The sequence below is a fragment of the Trichodesmium erythraeum IMS101 genome, assembly GCF_000014265.1.
GTDB classification, from domain to species: Bacteria; Cyanobacteriota; Cyanobacteriia; order Cyanobacteriales; family Microcoleaceae; genus Trichodesmium; species Trichodesmium erythraeum.
The window spans coordinates 5,491,335-5,510,927 of the sequence record NC_008312.1; the positions used below are offsets into that span (position 1 = coordinate 5,491,335).

9 protein-coding genes and 1 pseudogene are annotated in these 19,593 nt (G+C 34.2%); 4 read left to right on the top strand and 6 right to left on the bottom strand.

Going from position 1 to position 19,593, the window contains the following annotated elements; all coding sequences use genetic code 11:
- The first annotated feature begins 63 nt into the window (after positions 1–63).
- Positions 64–6,648, top strand: a complete 6,585-nt coding sequence (locus tag TERY_RS37280; protein WP_011612992.1) for a HEAT repeat domain-containing protein — start codon at positions 64–66, stop codon at positions 6,646–6,648.
- A 587-nt stretch (positions 6,649–7,235) separates the two neighbouring features.
- Here TERY_RS37280 and TERY_RS17160 read toward each other — a convergent pair.
- The 3 genes from TERY_RS17160 to TERY_RS17170 form a co-directional block, all read right to left on the bottom strand.
- Positions 7,236–7,478, bottom strand: a complete 243-nt coding sequence (locus TERY_RS17160) for a hypothetical protein (protein WP_011612993.1) — start codon at positions 7,476–7,478, stop codon at positions 7,236–7,238.
- 171 nt (positions 7,479–7,649) lie between these two features.
- The gene (locus tag TERY_RS17165; protein ID WP_011612994.1) at positions 7,650–8,207 is read right to left on the bottom strand and encodes a pentapeptide repeat-containing protein; all 558 of its coding nucleotides are present in this window, start codon (positions 8,205–8,207) and stop codon (positions 7,650–7,652) included.
- Between the two features lie 633 nt (positions 8,208–8,840).
- Complete coding sequence (locus TERY_RS17170; RefSeq protein ID WP_011612995.1) at positions 8,841–9,890, bottom strand: Rieske 2Fe-2S domain-containing protein; 1,050 nt, start codon at positions 9,888–9,890, stop codon at positions 8,841–8,843.
- 766 nt (positions 9,891–10,656) lie between these two features.
- Between TERY_RS17170 and TERY_RS25630 the strand changes: the two genes are divergently transcribed.
- Both TERY_RS25630 and TERY_RS17180 read left to right on the top strand, forming a co-directional pair.
- Positions 10,657–12,141, top strand: a complete 1,485-nt coding sequence (locus TERY_RS25630; RefSeq protein WP_011612996.1) for an ATP-binding protein — start codon at positions 10,657–10,659, stop codon at positions 12,139–12,141.
- Between the two features lie 78 nt (positions 12,142–12,219).
- Positions 12,220–12,582 carry a sensor histidine kinase gene (locus TERY_RS17180; protein ID WP_370497257.1) on the top strand — a complete coding sequence of 121 codons (363 nt, stop codon included), beginning with the start codon at positions 12,220–12,222 and terminating at the stop codon, positions 12,580–12,582.
- Positions 12,583–12,932: 350 nt separating this feature from the next.
- Here the strand turns inward: TERY_RS17180 and TERY_RS17185 are convergent, their stop codons facing one another.
- Positions 12,933–14,879, bottom strand: coding sequence for an FAD-dependent oxidoreductase (locus tag TERY_RS17185; protein WP_011612998.1), 1,947 nt, complete (start codon positions 14,877–14,879; stop codon positions 12,933–12,935).
- Positions 14,880–16,413: 1,534 nt separating this feature from the next.
- Here TERY_RS17185 and TERY_RS25640 point away from each other — a divergent pair.
- On the top strand, positions 16,414–16,662 hold the full coding sequence (locus TERY_RS25640; RefSeq protein ID WP_052845830.1) for a hypothetical protein: 249 nt from the start codon (positions 16,414–16,416) through the stop codon (positions 16,660–16,662).
- 141 nt (positions 16,663–16,803) lie between these two features.
- Here TERY_RS25640 and TERY_RS28465 read toward each other — a convergent pair.
- Positions 16,804–18,073, bottom strand: a pseudogene (locus tag TERY_RS28465) (IS701 family transposase).
- 242 nt (positions 18,074–18,315) lie between these two features.
- Entirely contained in the window at positions 18,316–19,533 is a 1,218-nt protein-coding gene (locus TERY_RS17210; protein WP_011613000.1) for a 5-methylcytosine restriction system specificity protein McrC, read from the bottom strand.
- Positions 19,534–19,593: the final 60 nt, after the last annotated feature.

Genomic DNA, 19,593 nt, shown 5'->3' on the forward strand with positions numbered 1-19,593 from the left:
TGAAAAAAATAAGCCACGAATTCTCTTATTTTTTTCTATGGAATGTCAAAAGGTTAAATAACTATGATTGAACATTTAATTACTTGGATTTCTACTCAAGAGGTTGATTTTTTTACAAAGGAAGTTATTAGAGAATTAGCTAAACGTACACCTAAAGACTACGTTAAAGATTTTTTTAATTGGCTTATTTTTTACCTAAATGGTAGCAATATAAATACAAAGACTTTAGAAAAAGCAAATGTAGAAGCAATTAAAGAATTTTTGCAATTGGTAAAGCAAGAATTAGAAGAAGTTGAGTTAGATGAAAGTCGATTAGAGCGATATATTGAACCCTTAGAACAATTTCTTAAAAATAAGTATGTTTTAAGAACTTTAGGTAGTGCATTTAATCATAATGTCAAAATTTTAGATACTAAGAAACTAGCTACTATCTGGAATAAAATTAATCCGCCCCTACCCGATGATTTTGACTGGGTCTTAGTTGTTAAGCAATATCAGAGAAGGGTGAAAAAAATTATTCGAGATTCTGATGAATTACGGAAAATATTAGACTCAGAAACCCTCGCTCAAATAGCAAATCAAAATTATAAAATTACACCAGAATTTGACCTCAGAAAATATCAAGAAGGAATCCAAGAACAATATGGAAAACTCAAATTAGAAAGTTTAGATACTAGTGGTTATGGTTATAATGAACTGAAATTATGGCGAATGTTTATTTCTCAAAATGTTCGGGAATCTCAAGAATTTAGGCCTCAATTATATGAAATTCCTAAAGAATATCTCCAACAATTAAAAGAGACTGGGCAGTTAGAAATAGAATTTTCTCCAGAACAATTGGAAACTGTCCGACGCAGATATTTAGAACAGCCGGTTCGCTCAGTTTTAGAACTAATAGAAAATACTAACTATAAATATTTAGTTATTCTGGGAGACCCTGGTTCTGGCAAGTCTACTTTATTACAATATATCGCTTTGAAATGGGCAGAATTACCTCTGAGAGATTTGCCTTTAAAACCAATTCCTCTATTAATTGAACTACGGAATTATGTGAGAAACCATGATTATAATAAATGCCAAAATTTTCTAGATTTTCTCGAAAAAGGTAGCGGTGTAACTTGCCATTTACCTCAACAAGAACTTCATGCAAAACTACAAAATGGTGATGCTATTGTGATGTTTGATGGATTAGATGAAGTTTTTGAACCTGCTAAAAGAAAGGAAATAATTACTGATATTCATGGATTTACAAATGATTATAAAAATGTCCGGGTTATTGTTACTTCTAGAGTGATTGGTTATCAGCCACAACAACTCCGGGATGCTGAATTTTATCATTTTATGTTGCAAGATTTGGGGTCCGAACAAGTTGATAATTTTATTCAAAGTTGGCATGATTTAACTTATCAAGATGAGCGGGAAAAAGAGCGGAAAAGAGAACGGTTGAAACGGGCAATTAATGATTTTTCAGCTATTAAGCAGTTGTCGGGAAATCCTTTGTTATTAACTATGATGGCTATTTTAAATCGTCATCAAGAATTACCGAGAGATAGGGCGGAACTTTATAATCAAGCTTCTCGGGTTTTATTACAGCAATGGGATATGGAAAGGGCATTAGTTGATGCTAAGATTGACCCGATAACTATTGACTATAAAGATAAGCAAGAAATTTTGCGCCGAGTTGCTGATTTTATGCAGCAGAATAAAGAGGGTTTGGCTGGTAATTTGATTGATGAAAATAGCTTAGAAAATATTGTTAAAGAGTATCTAAAAAGTGTAGATATTAATGATGTGAGAGTTGTGGCTAGGGCGTTGATGGAACAGTTGCGGGTTAGGAATTTTATTTTGTGTTTTGTTGGGGGTGGATATTATGCTTTTGTACATCGAACTTTTTTAGAATATTTCTGTGCTTGGAGTTTTGTTTGGCAGTTTACGGTAACACAAACTCTGGGAAAAGATGGGTTGATAAATGATGTTTTTGGTAGTCATTGGCGGGATGAAAAATGGCATGAAGTATTACGGTTAATTGCTGGGATGATAGATGCTAAGTTTGTGGGAGATATTATTAGTTATTTGATGGAACAAGATGGGGAAGAGGAAAAGTTTCAGAATTTATTTTTGGCGGGCAAGTGTTTGTTTGAAGTTAGGAGTCGCCAGGGTATTGATGATGTGGGTTATCGGTTATTAAATAGGTTAAAAAATTTGACTGGGTATGACCTTGGTTATTTTTATGAATCTTATGATGAAGATGATGAAGATGCAGAGTTAGTTCGTGAAATTCGTACTCAAGCTGTGGAAATAATGGCTACAACCTGGAGGGATGATCCTTCAACTTATACTTGGCTCAAACAAAGGGTTGTGTCTGATGAAAGTTCGGATGTGCGAACTGAAGCCGTCCGACAAATAGCTACTGTTTGGAAACACGAGCCGGGAATTTTAGAATTACTCAAACAAAGGGTTGTGTCTGATGAAAGTTGGCAGGTGCGAACTGAAGCCGTCCGACAAATAGCTACTGTTTGGAAACACGAGCCGGGAATTTTAGATTTACTCAAACAATGGGTTGTGTCTGATGAAAGTGAGGATGTGCGAACTGAAGCCGTCCGACAAACAGCAACTGGTTGGAAACACGAGCCGGGAATTTTAGATTTACTCAAACAATGGGTTGTGTCTGATGAAAGTTGGCAGGTGCGAACTGAAGCCGTCCGACAAATAGCTACTGTTTGGAAACACGAGCCGGGAATTTTAGAATTACTCAAACAAAGGGTTGTGTCTGATGAAAGTTGGCAGGTGCGAACTGAAGCCGTCCGACAAATAGCTACTGTTTGGAAACACGAGCCGGGAATTTTAGAATTACTCAAACAAAGGGTTGTGTCTGATGAAAGTTGGCAGGTGCGAACTGAAGCCGTCCGACAAATAGCTACTGGTTGGAAACACGAGCCGGGAATTTTAGAATTACTCAAACAAAGGCTAGTATTTGATGAAAGTTCGGATGTGCGAACTGAAGCCCTCCGACAAATAGCAACTGGTTGGAAACACGAGCCGGGAATTTTAGAATTACTCAAACAAAGGCTAGTATTTGATGAAAACTGGCAGGTGCGAACTGAAGCCCTCCGACAAATAGCTAGTGGTTGGAAACACGAGCCGGGAATTTTAGAATTACTCAAACAAAGGGTAAATTCTGATGATGACTCCGATGTGCGACTTGAAGCCATCCGACAAATAGCTCGTGGTTGGAAAAACGAGCCCCGAATTTTAGAATTACTCAAACAAAGGCTAGTATTTGATCAAAGTTTGCAGGTGCGAACTGAAGCCGTCCGACAAATAGCTCGTGGTTGGAAAAACGAGCCCGGAATTTTAGAATTACTCAAACAATGGGTAAATTCTGATGATGACTCCGATGTGCGGCTTGAAGTACTCCGAGAAATAGCTAGAGCTTGGAAAAACGAGCCCGGAATTTTAGAATTACTCAAACAATGGGTTGTGTCTCATGAAAGCTGGGATGTGCGAACTGAAGCCCTCCGACAAATAGCTAGTGGTTGGAAACACGAGCCCGGAATTTTAGAATTACTCAAACAAAGGGTAAATTCTGATGATGACTCCGATGTGCGACTTGAAGCCATCCGACAAATAGCTCGTGGTTGGAAAAACGAGCCCCGAATTTTAGAATTACTCAAACAAAGGCTAGTATTTGATCAAAGTTTGCAGGTGCGAACTGAAGCCGTCCGACAAATAGCTCGTGGTTGGAAAAACGAGCCCGGAATTTTAGAATTACTCAAACAATGGGTAAATTCTGATGATGACTCCGATGTGCGGCTTGAAGTACTCCGAGAAATAGCTAGAGCTTGGAAAAACGAGCCCGGAATTTTAGAATTACTCAAACAAAGGCTAGTATTTGATGAAAGTTCGGATGTGCGAACTGAAGCCGTCCGACAAATAGCTAGTGGCTGGAAAAACGAGCCCGGAATTTTAGAATTACTCAAACAAAGGCTAGTATTTGATGAAAGTTGGCAGGTGCGAACTGAAGCCCTCCGACAAATAGTTAGTGGTTGGAAAAACGAGCCCGGAATTTTAGAATTACTCAAACAAAGGGTAAATTCTGATGATGACTCCGATGTGCGGCTTGAAGTACTCCGAGAAATAGCTAGAGCTTGGAAAAACGAGCCCGGAATTTTAGAATTACTCAAACAAAGGCTAGTATTTGATGAAAGTTCGGATATGCGAACTGAAGCCGTCCGACAAATAGCTAGTGGCTGGAAAAACGAGCCCCGAATTTTAGAATTACTCAAACAAAGGCTAGTATTTGATGAAAGTTGGCAGGTGCGAACTGAAGCCCTCCGACAAATAGTTAGTGGTTGGAAACAAGAGCCGGGAATTTTAGAATTACTCAAACAAAGGGTAAATTCTGATGATGACTCCGATGTGCGACTTGAAGCCCTTCGAGAAATAGCTAGTGGTTGGAAAAACGAGCCCCGAATTTTAGAATTACTCAAACAATGGGTTGTGTATGGTGATGATATGTTTGTGCGACTTGAAGCCCTCCGAGAAATAGCTAGTGGTTGGAAACACGATCCCCGAATTTTAGAATTACTCAAACAAAGGCTAGTATTTGATGAAAGTTGGCAGGTGCGACTTGAAGCACTCGAACAAATAGTTAGTGGTTGGAAACAAGAGCCGAGAATTTTAGAATTACTCAAACAAAGACTAGTGTCTGATGAAAATTCGGATGTGCGTCTTGAAGCCGTCCGACAAATAGTTAGTGGTTGGAAACACGAGCCCGGAATTTTAGAATTACTCAAACAAAGGGTAAATTCTGATGATGACTCGGATGTGCGGCTTGAAGCACTCCGACAAATAGCCAGTAGTTGGAAAAACGAGCCCGGAATTTTAGAATTACTCAAACAAAAGCTAATATCTGATGAAAGTTGGCAGGTGCGACTTGAAGCACTCGAACAAATAGTTAGTGGTTGGAAACAAGAGCCGGGAATTTTAGAATTACTCAAACAAAGGCTAGTATTTGATGAAAACTGGCAGGTGCGACTTGAAACACTCGAACAAATAGTCAGTAACTGGAAACAGGAGTCGGGAATTTTAGAATTACTCAAACAAAGACTAGTGTCTGATGAAAATTCGGATGTGCGGCTTGAAGTACTCCGGCAAATAGCTAGTGGTTGGAAAAACGAGCCCGGAATTTTAGAATTACTCAAACAAAGACTAGTGTCTGATGAAAATTCGGATGTGCGGCTTGAAGCGCTCCGACAAATAGTTAGTAGCTGGAAACATCAGCCAGAAATTTTAGAATTACTCAAGCAAAGGCTAGTTTCTGATAATGACTCGGATGTGCGAACTGAAGCCGTCCGACAAATAAATAGTGGTTGGAAAAACCAGCCAGAAATTTTAGAATTACTGAAACAAAAGCTAGTGTCTGATGAAAATTCAGATGTGCGACTTGAAGCACTCCGACAAATAGTTAGTAGCTGGAAACACGAGCCCGGAATTTTAGAATTACTCAAGCAAAGGCTAGTTTCTGATAATGACTCCGATGTGCGGCTTGAAGCACTCCGACAAATAGCTAGTACTTGGAAACATCAGCCAGAAATTTTAGAATTACTCAAGCAAAGGCTAGTTTCTGATAATGACTCGGATGTGCGAACTGAAGCCGTCCGACAAATAAATAGTGGTTGGAAAAACCAGCCAGAAATTTTAGAATTACTGAAACAAAAGCTAGTGTCTGATGAAAATTCGGATGTGCGACTTGAAGCACTCCGACAAATAGTTAGTAGCTGGAAACACGAGCCCGGAATTTTAGAATTACTCAAGCAAAGGCTAGTTTCTGATAATGACTCGGATGTGCGAACTGAAGCCGTCCGACAAATAAATAGTGGTTGGAAAAACCAGCCAGAAATTTTGGAATTACTGAAACAAAAGCTAGTGTCTGATGAAAATTCGGATGTGCGAACTGAAGCGCTCCGACAAATAGCTAGTACTTGGAAACATCAGCCAGAAATTTTAGAATTACTCAAGCAAAGGCTAGTTTCTGATAATGACTCGGATGTGCGAACTGAAGCCGTCCGACAAATAAATAGTGGTTGGAAAAACCAGCCCGGAATTTTAGAATTACTGAAACAAAAGCTAGTGTCTGATGAAAATTCGGATGTGCGGCTTGAAGCACTCCGACAAATAGCTAGTACTTGGAAACATCAGCCAGAAATTTTAGAATTACTCAAGCAAAGGCTAGTTTCTGATAATGACTCCGATGTGCGAACTGAAGCCGTCCGACAAATAAATAGTGGTTGGAAAAACCAGCCAGAAATTTTAGAATTACTGAAACAAAAGCTAGTGTCTGATGAAAATTCGGATGTGCGAACTGAAGCACTTCGACAAATAGCTAGTAGTTGGAAATATCAGCCAGGAATTTTTGAATTGTTTTATCACGCCGCCCTCAATGACCCCTTTCAAAATGAAGATGAGTTTTCAGACAACCCTCGACAAACAGCACTAGAAGTAATAGTCGAACAATACCCAGAGCATCCACAAACCCTCCCATTATTAAAAGACAGAGCAGAAAACGACCCAGACACACAACTACAGGAGTGGGCAAAAGAGACATTGCAGCAATTAGAAAATAGCTACTACAAGTATCTTTCATAAACTCAGAAGTTAGAAGTTATTTTTGTATATCCCACGTTAGCTAACACTCAGGAGTCAGAAAGTAGTCAAAATTACACAATTTTCCAGCCCAAATATAGCCTCAACTCTTTCCGTCATCAGCAAATGCGCCCATTTTATGGCTTTAAAAAATCAATAAAACCCCTGTACGCAACCCCTCTCAAACTACTATTCAAGAAGTCACTAGACCTTCTACAGTCAATGTTTTCAAATTTATTCAAATGTATTCATGGGTGGAGATAGGCAAATCAAAAAGACAGGAAAAATTGGAAACAATATAGCTGGGAAAATTGAAAAACTCAGTGAATAAATTTAGGAGTTGACAATTTGTATACTTCCAGTTATCTTTAAACCATCAACATAAATATCAAAACGTCGCTACAAGGCAATTTCTCCCGGGTCTACTTTGACTTCCAATATGAGGGCAAAAAAAATTATCGTATTCTAACTCCTTCTTTAATAATTAACCAGACCAAAAAATGATCATGTCTACCACCACAATAGTATCCTATTAACAATCAGATTTTTTTGATTTGTACTATCCAAATATTTGCCACTAATAAACATATCTATTGATCTAATTTTTTTTCTGGGATTTTATAAGTAGTAACAAAAGCAGTTAACCAAGTTCCAGGAGCAAAAGCCATAGTAACTTTTGCCCCTTCATTTGTGTACTTAAGGAATAATAAAATACCATCTTTTATCTGTGCTTCATCTGCCTGAACATATTGTTCCTGATTTTCGACTATATCTTTAGTTACCCGAACATACCAATAGTAATTACCATAACTAACCTGTTCAGCATTAACCACTTAATTTTACTCCTACTTAACTACACTAACTAGGCAAATTGTAATTATCTATAGTGATTTTGTCAAGCTAAATTTACCAAATAATAATTAAATAATTATGATCAAAAATTAAGAAAAAATCACCGATTTTTTAGTAGAATAAAAAAATTAAAAATCAAGAACTTCAATAATTTATTCATCAAAAATAGCATTAGTTAAATCTGCATTCTCAAAAGATGTTTTTGATAACTTTTCTAAATCAAAAACAACTTGAAAAAACAAAATAAGACCCAATCCTAAAATAACTCCTGAACCCAAAAATAAAAACAATCCTTTGACTTTACTTCCTGACAAAAAATAGACAATACCACTAGAACCAATAGTAGCAACAACCCCAGCCAAAATAGCAGCAATAATCTCATTTTTAGTATTAGTAATAGCAATAGCCACAGCCCCAGTCCCTATCAAAGCAGTAACCCCAGGCATTTCACCAGCAATAAAACTAGCAAAAGCACTAGTAAGAGTAACAGCGATCGCCGCTCCAGCACAACAGAAAATCAAAGTCCAAACTTTGCTCCTACTTTGCCCAATTCTGGCACCTCGAAAATTAGTCCCATAGAGGATAGCATCCTGAAAATTGCAACCTCTCAAGTCAGAACCGCTAAAATTAGCCCCTGTCAGGTCTTGGCCTTGAAAATCACGATGTCGTAGGTCTTGGCCAGAAAAATTTAAAGGAAATAGTTGATTCATGGTATTTGATCAGTAAGAAACAATTAAATATTGGAGTAGGTCAAGATTGAGTTATTAATAATTAATAGTAAACTCAAGTTGTATTTTCCCAGCTTAAAAGGAAAAAAATCACGAATAAACAAAAGATAAAATAATTATTTTTAAGAATACAAATTCACAAAAAAAATCAGTTTATAAATTCGCTTCCTTTCAGTTTTTCAAAGACCATACAAATATTAAATAGGCTGTTAAATTTTAAGTTCCTATGCAAAATTAATTTTACATTTTTTAGAGAGTAGGGAGTAGGGAAAATATGATTTATTGTATATCAAAAATAATTTAGTCTATCTATCAATAAAAGGAGCTAATTTTTGACTCATATTTACCACTATTATTCACTTTATAAAAATATACTGATCGATCAATATATTTGCCAATAATTTGCACTTCAACAGGAGCTAATTTATGAATTTTTTGATAAATTATACTCCCTAAATATCCATAAATCCTCTAAAATTTTAGTGTATTTTGCTAGATAGCATTGAGATTAGTCGATTAAGATATATTCTCAAAATTCAGGATAAGTTTTATACTCTATAAGTATTTTATTAGCTATTAAACAGATACCCCATTATTTTCAGCATATATTATGATTCATTTGATGGCTTGTTTTCTAATTAACCTTTGTGTACTAACTAGAGCCCTATTTAACTCATAATTACGTTGCTGAGGATTTTTTAGATAAGCTTGCTGTTCTTCTTCTATCATCTCTACATCTTGCTGTACTAAACCATCGAGTAGTTTTTGAGCTGAACCAAACAAAATTCTTTTTACAAATCGTCTAAACCATTCTGGGAGTTTATGTAAACGCCAAAAGGCTTGAAGGGATGTAAAGTGAATTAAATAAGCTTGAGTTTCTCTTTCATTAATTGGTAATAAAAGACAGTAAATTTTAAAATCTTTTCCGAGGTTAGAAACCCAATTTGGATATATATAACTAACATTTAATGGCTCAGGATGGAGTTGTCGTAAACTGGGAAATATTAATTGAGATATTGACCAAATTTTATCTATTTTATAATAGCTTTGAGCTTCATAATAAGCATCTACTCGATGGTCATTTTCAGATAAGTCTATTAATTTTGCTGCTGCCCACGCTTGCCAATTTTGATGTAAATGTCCGTGGTACATGTCCATTAAATTTTCTACTAAATAGGAATAATGGGCGCGACATTTGATGACTGATATTGTGGCAATATAATTGAGATGGTCCCACTCAGGAATTTCTAAAGGAGAAATTAAATTTGCCAATGATTTATCTCCAGGGAATAGCCAGATGAAACCATGTAGCTCTTGAACCGGAAAAGTCCGAATTTGACAACTAGGTAATTTTTGATTACTTGCTAAATAGGGTATATGAGAACATTTACCATTTGACTCAAAACGCCATCCATGATATGTGCATTCTAATTCATCCGCGATCACACGACCAGAACTAAGTTTAACAAAACGATGAGGGCAAATATCTTCTAGACCATAGACTTTACCACTACAGCCCCGGTAAAGGACTATTGTTTGATGCCAAAGGGTAATACTTAAAGGTTGAGATTGAAGCTCTATACTACGAGCAACAGCATACCAATGATTTTGGTTAATTCCCAAGTTACGGATACTATGGTAGAAAGTAATTTTAGAAGAAGACATAAGACTTGCGCATACACATTAAAAAAATTAATAACTGATGAGTATAATTTTGCTAGAAAATTTAACAATGATTAGGAACTCAAACTTTACAGCTTTATTGTCATAAATTATATCTTCTCTATTCCTGTAAAAATTTAGATGTAGCAGTGCGTAGTTTTTATAAACTCGAAAATATTGAGAGTTTATTATAGGTATTTTATCTGTTACAGAATTTAATTTTTACTATATAGCTGCCTTTTATCCCAGTGTTTCTGAAGTGAAGCCAAGAGAATACTGGCAAGAACTAGAAAAAAAATCAACAGGATATCAATATTTGGGAAGATAACTGTCAAGAAAACTTTCAACATAAGTATTTATTAGTAGTAGCAGAAATTACAAGTTTTTCTGGAACAAATACAGCAGCAATATGTCTATAGCAATCAAAAATGAGATGTGAGAAAAAAAACTTTAGGAGTTGAGTCAGCTCAATCCCATTTTTGCCCTCGGTTTGGAGACTAAACCCCATAATTATAAAATATTAATATAAGCCCATATTGGTATATATAATTAAGCTGTGGAATCTAGCAGCAAAATTAATTTATTTAAGATAAAGCAGTAAGCAACAAATTAGTAGTAAAATGTTAGTTAAATCAAGATTAACGTAAATATGCAAAAATTTGTTTACATAAAGCTCACTATGATTATCAAGATTGGGAGGTAAATAGAAAGGTAAAAAAATAGAAAGTTAATATCAAAAATTATAAAATTTATTAAAATTCAAAAACATATGATTCAACCTGAAAATATAGAAAATTCTAGTGACAAAGATATGAGTAATCACTCCTTAAATATAGCCACAGTTATTAAAGTATTTCAAGCAATTTATAGTGAGATTGTCTTAGATAAGTTACTATCTAAATTGATGAAAATTATCATGGAAAATACTGGTGCAGAAAAAGGTGTACTTTTTCTACTAACAAAAGGTGAACTAATCAATAGAGCTGAAGCTAACTTAGATTCGGAAGCAGTAGTAGTTCAAGAGACTCAAATTCATGAATGTGAAGACTTACCACTAACAGTAATTAACTATGTGGAGCGATCGCGCCAAGATGTTGTATTAAGCAATGCTTTTGCTGAAGATAGCTTCACAACTGACCCCTATGTTGTCAAAGTTAAACTGAAATCTGTTTTATGTACTCCTATTGTTAATAGAGGCCAACTTATAGGAGTTTTGTATTTGGAAAATAACCAAACTACAGGTGCATTTACTCCAGAATGTTGGGAAATATTAAGATTTTTATTATCTCAAGCAGCAGTTTCCTTAGAAAATGCAATGTTGCACAGTTCAGCAGAAGAAAAAATACAAGAAACAACCGAAGAATTAAACGAAAAAAATTTACAACTAGAGCAAACATTACAGGAGCTACAACGCACTAAATCTCAACTAATTAAAGGTGAAAAAATGTCAAGTTTAGGGCAGTTAGTTGCTGGAATAGCTCACGAAATTAATAACCCTGTCGGCTTTATTTATGGTAATATGTCCCCTGCCAATGAATATATTTCTGACTTACTAAATTTGATTAATTTATATCAAGAACACTATCCTGAACCTGTAGACGAGATTCAAGATGAAATTGAAGATATGGACTTAGAATTTCTTATAGAAGACTTACAAAAACTTTTGAATTCTATTAAATTTGGAGCCGAACGTATTCGAGATATTGTAATTTCCATCCGCAACTTCTCGCGCTTGGATGAAGCCAATATGAATCCTATAAATATCCATGAAAATATTGACAGTACCATACTAATTTTAAATACTCGTATTAAAGAAAAATCAGATAAAAGTGAAATTAAAATAGTCAAAAATTATGGTAGCTTACCAGAAGTTATCTGTTACGTTTCGCAAATTAATCAAGTATTTATGAATTTACTAGCTAATGGAATTGATGCTTTAGAAACTATGCGAGAAAAAAAACAACAATTTGACCGTCAACCCACTATTACAATTTCTACTGAAGTAACAGATTTAGAAACAGTAAAAATCAAAATTTATGACAATGGTAGTGGTATTAATTCTGAAGCATTATCTCAAATATTTGACCCATTTTTTACTACTAAACCAGTGGGAGTAGGTACAGGTTTAGGATTATCAATTAGCCATTCAATTGTAGTAGAAAAACATGGGGGTAATTTGAGTTGTGTTTCTGAAGTTGGAAAAGGTACAGAGTTCATAATTGAAATTCCTATTAAACCAGCATCTAGTAATTAGAGTTAATATCATCTGAGTGAAATTAAAATAGTCAAAAATTATGGTAGCTTACCAGAAGTTATCTGTTACGTTTCGCAAATTAATCAAGTATTTATGAATTTACTAGCTAATGGAATTGATGCTTTAGAAACTATGGGAGAAAAAAAACAACAATTTGACCGTCAACCCACTATTACAATTTCTACTGAAGTAACAGATTTAGAAACAGTAAAAATCAAAATTTATGACAATGGTAGTGGTATTAATTCTGAAGCATTATCTCAAATATTTGACCCATTTTTTACTACTAAACCAGTGGGAGTAGGTACAGGTTTAGGATTATCAATTAGCCATTCAATTGTAGTAGAAAAACATGGGGGTAATTTGAGTTGTGTTTCTGAAGTTGGAAAAGGTACAGAGTTCATAATTGAAATTCCTATTAAACCAGCATCTAGTAATTAGAGTTAATATCATCTGGTGGTAAGATCATTTGTGTATAAAGTTAAGTCACAATTTGAACAAAACCCTTCTGCCTCTCCCAAAATTCACCAAAATATAATTACACCAATTCTGATGTATTAATACTATAATAATATACTTAGATAAGACTTCATAAATTTCAGTAATCAACAAACTCTTATAATAACTTCTTTGAGTGCTTTGATCAAATGTTAAGTTAATTTTTCTTATGTTTACTTCTCCACCATTCCCTTGCTATTGGGTAATGGAGAAAAGTTTTTGAGAATATAGAATTATCCAGGCCTACATGATCTGATTTTGTTTGAGGGAATAGAGATCCCTACTCCCTAGAATCAAACTTTGAGAATACCTTCAGGGTTGACTGAGAATAATTTTCGTCTTTGTAAACCTTCTCTAGAAAGAATTTCATTTGCTGCTAATAACCCACTACTAGTAGCTCTTTCCATTAAACCACAAGGAAATGGCATTTTTACCCAATCTCCAGCAAACATTAAATTAGAAATACCACTGTTAATTTCTGGACGTTGTTGATAACTACCTGGAGGATAACCGGAAAAATTTTTCTGGTTTACTAACTCTTGATGCAGCAAATTAGCTTCCTTTAATTCTGGTACAATTTCATATAATTCTTGTGCAAAAGTTGTGAGTAAAATTTCTTGAGTAGGAAACTGTTTTTCTTTGTAACAATAGGCGTGTAACTCCACAACACTACCACCTGTTTTTTTATGCCATTGAATGAACTGTTTTTGAATGCGATGATAGAGAGTAATACTATCAATTAATTGATAACCGGATAGAGAAGTAAAATTGCTATGTTTCCAGTCAAAGTCTCGGTCAAACCAAAAACGACAAACTGCAAAGGGGTCAGCTATATTTAATTTTTGTACCTGAGATTTTACATTTTGATTTACTTCTCCTTCCATCAAATTAAATAAGTGTTGAACTCCCGGAACATCTGTAGCAAATACATAATAATCAGCTTTAATTTCTGTGGATATAATTTCTGATTTATTTTCCTTTATGCTAACTAACTGAACTTGATTTTCTTGGCGTTGAGTAATTTTATAGCGCGATAAATTTTGTTTTGCCGGACCTGTCAATACTTTTCCTTTTCTATCATAAACTGCTCCGTGACAAGGGCAGTAAAAATTTCCATCTTCTGCTAAGATAACAGTACAACCTTGATGAGTACAAGTCAAAGAAATAGCCTCATTTGAATTATATTTAACCGCAAAGAGGCGATCACTTGAACCAAAATAATTAACTTTTTCTTGATTGATTTCTAAATTACGTTCTACCCAAAAAGGAATCAAACTTTTCACCTCTCCTAACTGATAACTAATTGAACTAATCTTATTGTTTTGCAAATTAATTCCACTAACACCAACATCAGTAAAAATTTTACCTCCCTTATTCTCAATTTCTTTAGCAACTGGTTGTACTAAACTTGTACCCATATCTTGTCTAGTACCATTAAAAGCTAAACCTTCTGGATTACCAAAAAAATAGAAGTGAAAAAATTGCATTAATTCGGCAACGCTCAACTTGTTTGGAGCATTAAGACTTGATTTAGCAAAAGGCAAAAAATACAAATCATATAATCCTTGAGGAAAATCTTTTTCGACCCATTCAGCAACAGATAAATTGTCAAATTTATGATAAGTTTTCTCTAAATTAAAGCCACCTATAGCACGAAATACTTCCCAATGTTTAGGCTTGGCTAAATTAATTCCCCAGCTAAATCTATTAGAAGAAGAAATTGCTAAATCTACTATATTCCAAGGAAACACAGAACTATTAGGATGAAATACTTCTGGGTTATATTTCCCTTTTCTAAACACCACAGAATAGAACTCTAAAGATTGAAAATTATCTGTAATATTCAATTCTTCTACCAAACTATTCAGATTGTAATATTGAGGAAAAAAACCATGAAAACCATGTTCCATTATAAACTTTTCTCCTCCTACATCAACAGACCAACTAGCAATTTTTCCTCCTAGTTGTGGGGATCTTTCTAATAAAGTAACTGTAAAACCTCGCTGAGTAAGTTCATAAGCACAAGCTAATCCTGCTAATCCACCCCCAACTACTACTACACTTTTATCATTGTTTAAATATTGTGGTAAATCTAGATTATCTTGGGTAAAAACCCTTGGTTGAGGTTTAGAGAATCGAGTATAACCTAGTAAACCAGTAGTAGCTCCAATAGTTAATAATTTGAGTATTGTTCGTCGCGAAACTGATGTAAATGATTTCAGATTAGTTAATTGATTCATCAGCAATAATTTGATGACTGTTAGAAATTTTTATTTGGCCGATTAGCGTCCTGATATATTGTAATTTAGTGCATAATTTTTGCCTATAAAAATCTATAATGCTTAAGCTTTTCTCAAGTTTTGGGATAACAAGAAGCATGAATAGTGGAAGAGTTTAATCTCCTTAAACTGCCTATGGTATAATACGATATTGCTTTGAATAGTAATCATCAAAAAGGAAATTGCGTAGGTTGGGTTTAAGAGTGAAACCTAACACTAATCTCTAACATACTGCTAGTCAAGTTGCTCTATTGTTTTAAATTAAAAATATTGATTAGTAAATTGATTTTAGTAATCAGGAAGTAGGTTGTAAACATCATTGTTGTTTACTACTATCAATGTCTAGAAATATAGCTGCAAGTTTATTTGAGGTGGAGAGTAAAGTTCAGTGACAAATTTTATTCTATTTGGTCTAGTAAAGACAAAAGTTTCTATACTATAACTGCCAATAATAAAGTGATAAAATAAGCAGTAGATGTAACTATAAACTAGTTCTACTGAAACCTACTAAAAAAAAGCTGCAACTCTCAAAAAAAAAATGTTACTACCCATCTTATTAAAGCAAATATTGTAAATATAACAGAATCTGTTGCTATCCAGATTATTATTATAGGGATAGCTAAGAACCCTAAAGTCAATGCTGCCAAATAAATCACATATAAAAATAAGTATAGTTCGAGAAGGAGGCTTGATTTGCACCAATTGTAACTGGATAAAGTCTACATTTATTCAACCATTCTCATCCACAATAAAATTTAATTGGAATTGTTTTTTACAAGAAGTAGATGATGCTTCTAGTAATAAATTTTCAGCTAATATTTTATTAATTAAATCCTCCAATACAGTTTATTCTTGTTTTGTCAATCCTTCAATTTTTGAATTTCTCATTTAATTTCATTAATGATGAGTAGGCAAATATTTTGACAGAGTGCTGGTTTTTCACAAAATTGTAGGAAGCGACTGGGAACTACAGAGTAGGTGAGTTTACCATCTTCCCTTTGCGGTCGAATACCTTGAATAAAGTCTTCGTAGCTATCAGCAGAATGAAATTGGATGAGTTCCCAGAAACCATCACCTAGACTGATTAAATGTTGGGCGCTAAAAGTTTCAATATAACCGACTCAGTTTTGGAAAAACATCAGTCAAAAATAGCATCAAACCCTTATATAGTAATTTTTTTTTACTTTTTATTAACTATGTTGGTTATCTATCTTTTGTTTGATCTATTTTTAGTAATAGCTGCTAAAAATTAATAAAAGTGAATATATTAGGTTTTTATCAAGACCATATTAAGAAAAAAATGAGTCCATCTCAAGTAGCAACATTACAAATATTATTATGCTTAATATCAGTACATAAAACTGTACACATATCGAAATTAACCAATTATTTTCAGCTACCAATAAAATCTGAAAGTCAGGAAAAACATATACAAATATTTTTAGCTATGGACAAATTAAGTTGACCTATATTTTGGTTTACTTTAGTGAAAATAATGGTCGAAAAATTATTCAGTTTCAGCTCGGAATTAGTATTAAGTTTAGATAGGACTCAGTGGCAAAATATCAATATATTAATGATTAGTGTGGCCTGGAAAAAAAAGGCTTTACCCCAGGACGGTAAAATTTTCATTCATAAAGGTGCCAGTAATTTAACAGAACAACGAGCAGTAATTCGGACTGTATTAAAACTATTGAAACAACATAAAATCATGCTCACAGGAGACCGAGAGTTCCACTACTAAATCTACCATTAAGCTTGCTTGTCACCTCGTGAGGGTAAAAGTACAGCTAAAAATGATGGAAGTTAGAAGAAGCGAAAAAAGGTGGCAGATATTTGACTTAGACTCAAGTAGTTACTTTCCATAGCGGGACTTTAGCAAATTTCAAGCCCAAACAAACCCTAAACTCTCTTTATGAGCGGTAAATACCTCGATGTTTTCATCTAACCACTCAACAAAACGATAAGATATTGCGGTACAAAATGCTTCTAAAGTATCAGTAAACGTATTTAATGGTTTGTTAGCCCAACGCCTTCTTATACCTCCTGTTAACTGATGCCAGATAATAAATGTATAAGCACAAAATACTAAAATAAAATGCCTTTTAAGGCTGATTTTATCTCTGACTTGATATTCTCTTAATCCTAACCATCCTTTGGCTTCCCTGTAGAAAACTTCCACCCAATTTCTTTGAGAATAAGTAGAATATATCCACTCAGGAGTTACATATTTGTCTTCTCTATTAGTGATATAATAGTTAATATCAGTGGCCTCAGAAAAACTTTTAGCATTCATAACGATAGCTATAGTTTTTTGACCTGACATCCTAGATATTTCTACTTCTAATGTAGCTACCCAAACTTCTCTAGCATTTTTTGTACTTAGTTGAACTAAGTTGAAAGCTTTCTGAGGTATACTTTCTGCCAGCTTGTCTAATCTAATTTCCTCTTTAATGTCATCTTGTTTTTTAATGATGACTTTTCGATTTTTAGCTAATCCTCCTATATAAGTTAAACTTCTTTTCTCTAGTTGATTTAAGAATGATGTATTGTTACCATAGCCAAATTTCAATTAACACAATTTCTGGTTGGTGTCCTCTGGACAAACATTGATCTACTAGAGACATTGCACTCGTCTGGTTTCTTGACAAATTCTGGGTCTTTTTTTCCTTTTGGAAAAGAATCAGCTTTCTGATACAAAGCTATGTCTAAAGGTAGACTTTTAACTCCATCATAAAGATGAGTTGTCACCACGACTACACCATTATCTGTTTTTCCTATTTCTCCTATATATTGCCGCCCTACTCCTGCAGTAAAATTACCACTTTTTCTGTGGCCTGAATCGTCTATAATTAAAGCAATAGGATCGAGAAGGTTTTGTTTGGCGACGTTCCCACATTACTTGAAGACGACGCTCATTCACAGCATCTACAGACCAATTTGCTCGAACTAGAAAATGCCGTAATTTGTGGTACGTGTGACCTACAGTGTTGTTGGCAATTTGAGACAAGTTTTTTCGATCGCTTTCTCAAGAGTAATCCTCCTATATATTCCCTAAACCCTGTTTTTTGGGCTTTTGTTTTAAAGACATTGTTAAAGCGATCGCACCATCGATGGAAACAAGAGGGCATGGCCACTGAAGTTGTTTCTTTCATCAAACTTTTCCCAGGCCAGTAATTAACGTAAAATACATATCAGGTATACATTATACCCTTTTTTTTACTATTTTTTCACTAAAGTCCCGATAGTTTTTTATATCAGGATGAAAATTACTTTCTAAACTGTTTCATCTGTGCTTGCCCATGGAGTCTTATAAGTCTTATAAGAAAATGGGTTTATGGGAGGTAGATATTAGTATGGTGCAACATTTAATATCAACCTGGTTTCTATGCTTTTTTTACAACGATACTACCGGATTTGATATTAATTCTTCTAAAAAAGATTGACCAGCTTTTTCCAAATCAGAGTCAATAGCAAATGTCAAAGTACGCAATCTTACTTGACTTTCACCAACTAATTGATTAATATAATTAGTTAGTCTTTGAGGATAAATCAAAATAGCTTCGTGACATTTTTTATAAGTTGCATAAGCTACCACTTGGTTAATATCATCTGTCGATGGTCTGCAATCCAACTTATATTTAGTATCAAGAATATAAACAACCTTGCAAGTTTTTATTTCATAAATAACTAAATCAATTTTACAATAAATTTTATCATCAACAATTTCTACTTTTTCTTGTTCTTTAACTCTTAAATTTGAGGATAGATGCAATTTTAACCATTTAGCTACAAATTTTTCATAGAGTTTAGCCATATCTATTAAAAAAGGTAACATTGAGTAATTACCCTGTTGATGACTAGCTCCAATATTATCCAAAAAAAATCGACATAAACCGTGTAAAACCTGATAATCTTCATTCAAACGATGATATTTTATATTCAGACAATCACTAGATTTAAAAGGTTGTAAAGTTACCAAACCTTGCAAAATATGAAAAGCTCTTGTTACAGTTACAGCGACTTTTTCAGAACAAAAACTACTACGGCTAATGATAAACAAAGTCCAAGCCAAAATTTGATTATCAGGAATATTAGCAGTATGTTCTTGATAATCACATTTTAAACTAACACCCCAGGGTTTGTGCATAACTTGCCGCATATTTAATCGTCCCCGAATATAAGTTAAATTTTCTGTTTTTGGCAGATAAGCACGATGAAAACCTTTTCGACCTCGCTCTAATATTTTTTGAGCCAGAATATTAACTAAACAGTTGTAAAATTCCTGTAGAGAATTACAGTTAACTAAACCATCTAAAAAACAAAAACTTCTGAGGTTGTAGGCATATTCCAACATTCCAAATAGGTTATGAAGTGGTACCTTAGGTTTAAGAATGATGTGAAAATCCAGAGTTATGGGAATATAACCCACCCACCCTTGAGAAGTAAATTGCCATTTGTTGTTGGTTTTGGGAGTAGGAAATTCAACTTTAATTTTTTGACCTTTTTGATCGTATTCTTGCCATAATTTAGTAGGAATACTATAATCAATTTTATCTGGTGAAAACTGGTAAGGTTGATATTCAGTGAGTTCGATGATTTGGGAAGATTTCATATTGTTTTTGAAGCAGACATAATAGATACTTTTTGCATCTGAGATGTGGGGAAAAGTCTA

Excerpts from the sequence above, each read along its gene's own strand:
- TERY_RS37280 (WP_011612992.1), top strand. The coding sequence starts at position 64 with ATGATTGAACATTTAATTACTTGGATTTCTACTCAAGAGGTTGATTTT.
- TERY_RS17165 (WP_011612994.1), bottom strand. The coding sequence starts at position 8,207 with ATGAATCAACTATTTCCTTTAAATTTTTCTGGCCAAGACCTACGACAT.
- TERY_RS17170 (WP_011612995.1), bottom strand. The coding sequence starts at position 9,890 with ATGTCTTCTTCTAAAATTACTTTCTACCATAGTATCCGTAACTTGGGA.
- TERY_RS25630 (WP_011612996.1), top strand. The coding sequence starts at position 10,657 with ATGATTCAACCTGAAAATATAGAAAATTCTAGTGACAAAGATATGAGT.
- TERY_RS17185 (WP_011612998.1), bottom strand. The coding sequence starts at position 14,879 with ATGAATCAATTAACTAATCTGAAATCATTTACATCAGTTTCGCGACGA.
- TERY_RS25640 (WP_052845830.1), top strand. The coding sequence starts at position 16,414 with ATGGTCGAAAAATTATTCAGTTTCAGCTCGGAATTAGTATTAAGTTTA.
- TERY_RS17210 (WP_011613000.1), bottom strand. The coding sequence starts at position 19,533 with ATGAAATCTTCCCAAATCATCGAACTCACTGAATATCAACCTTACCAG.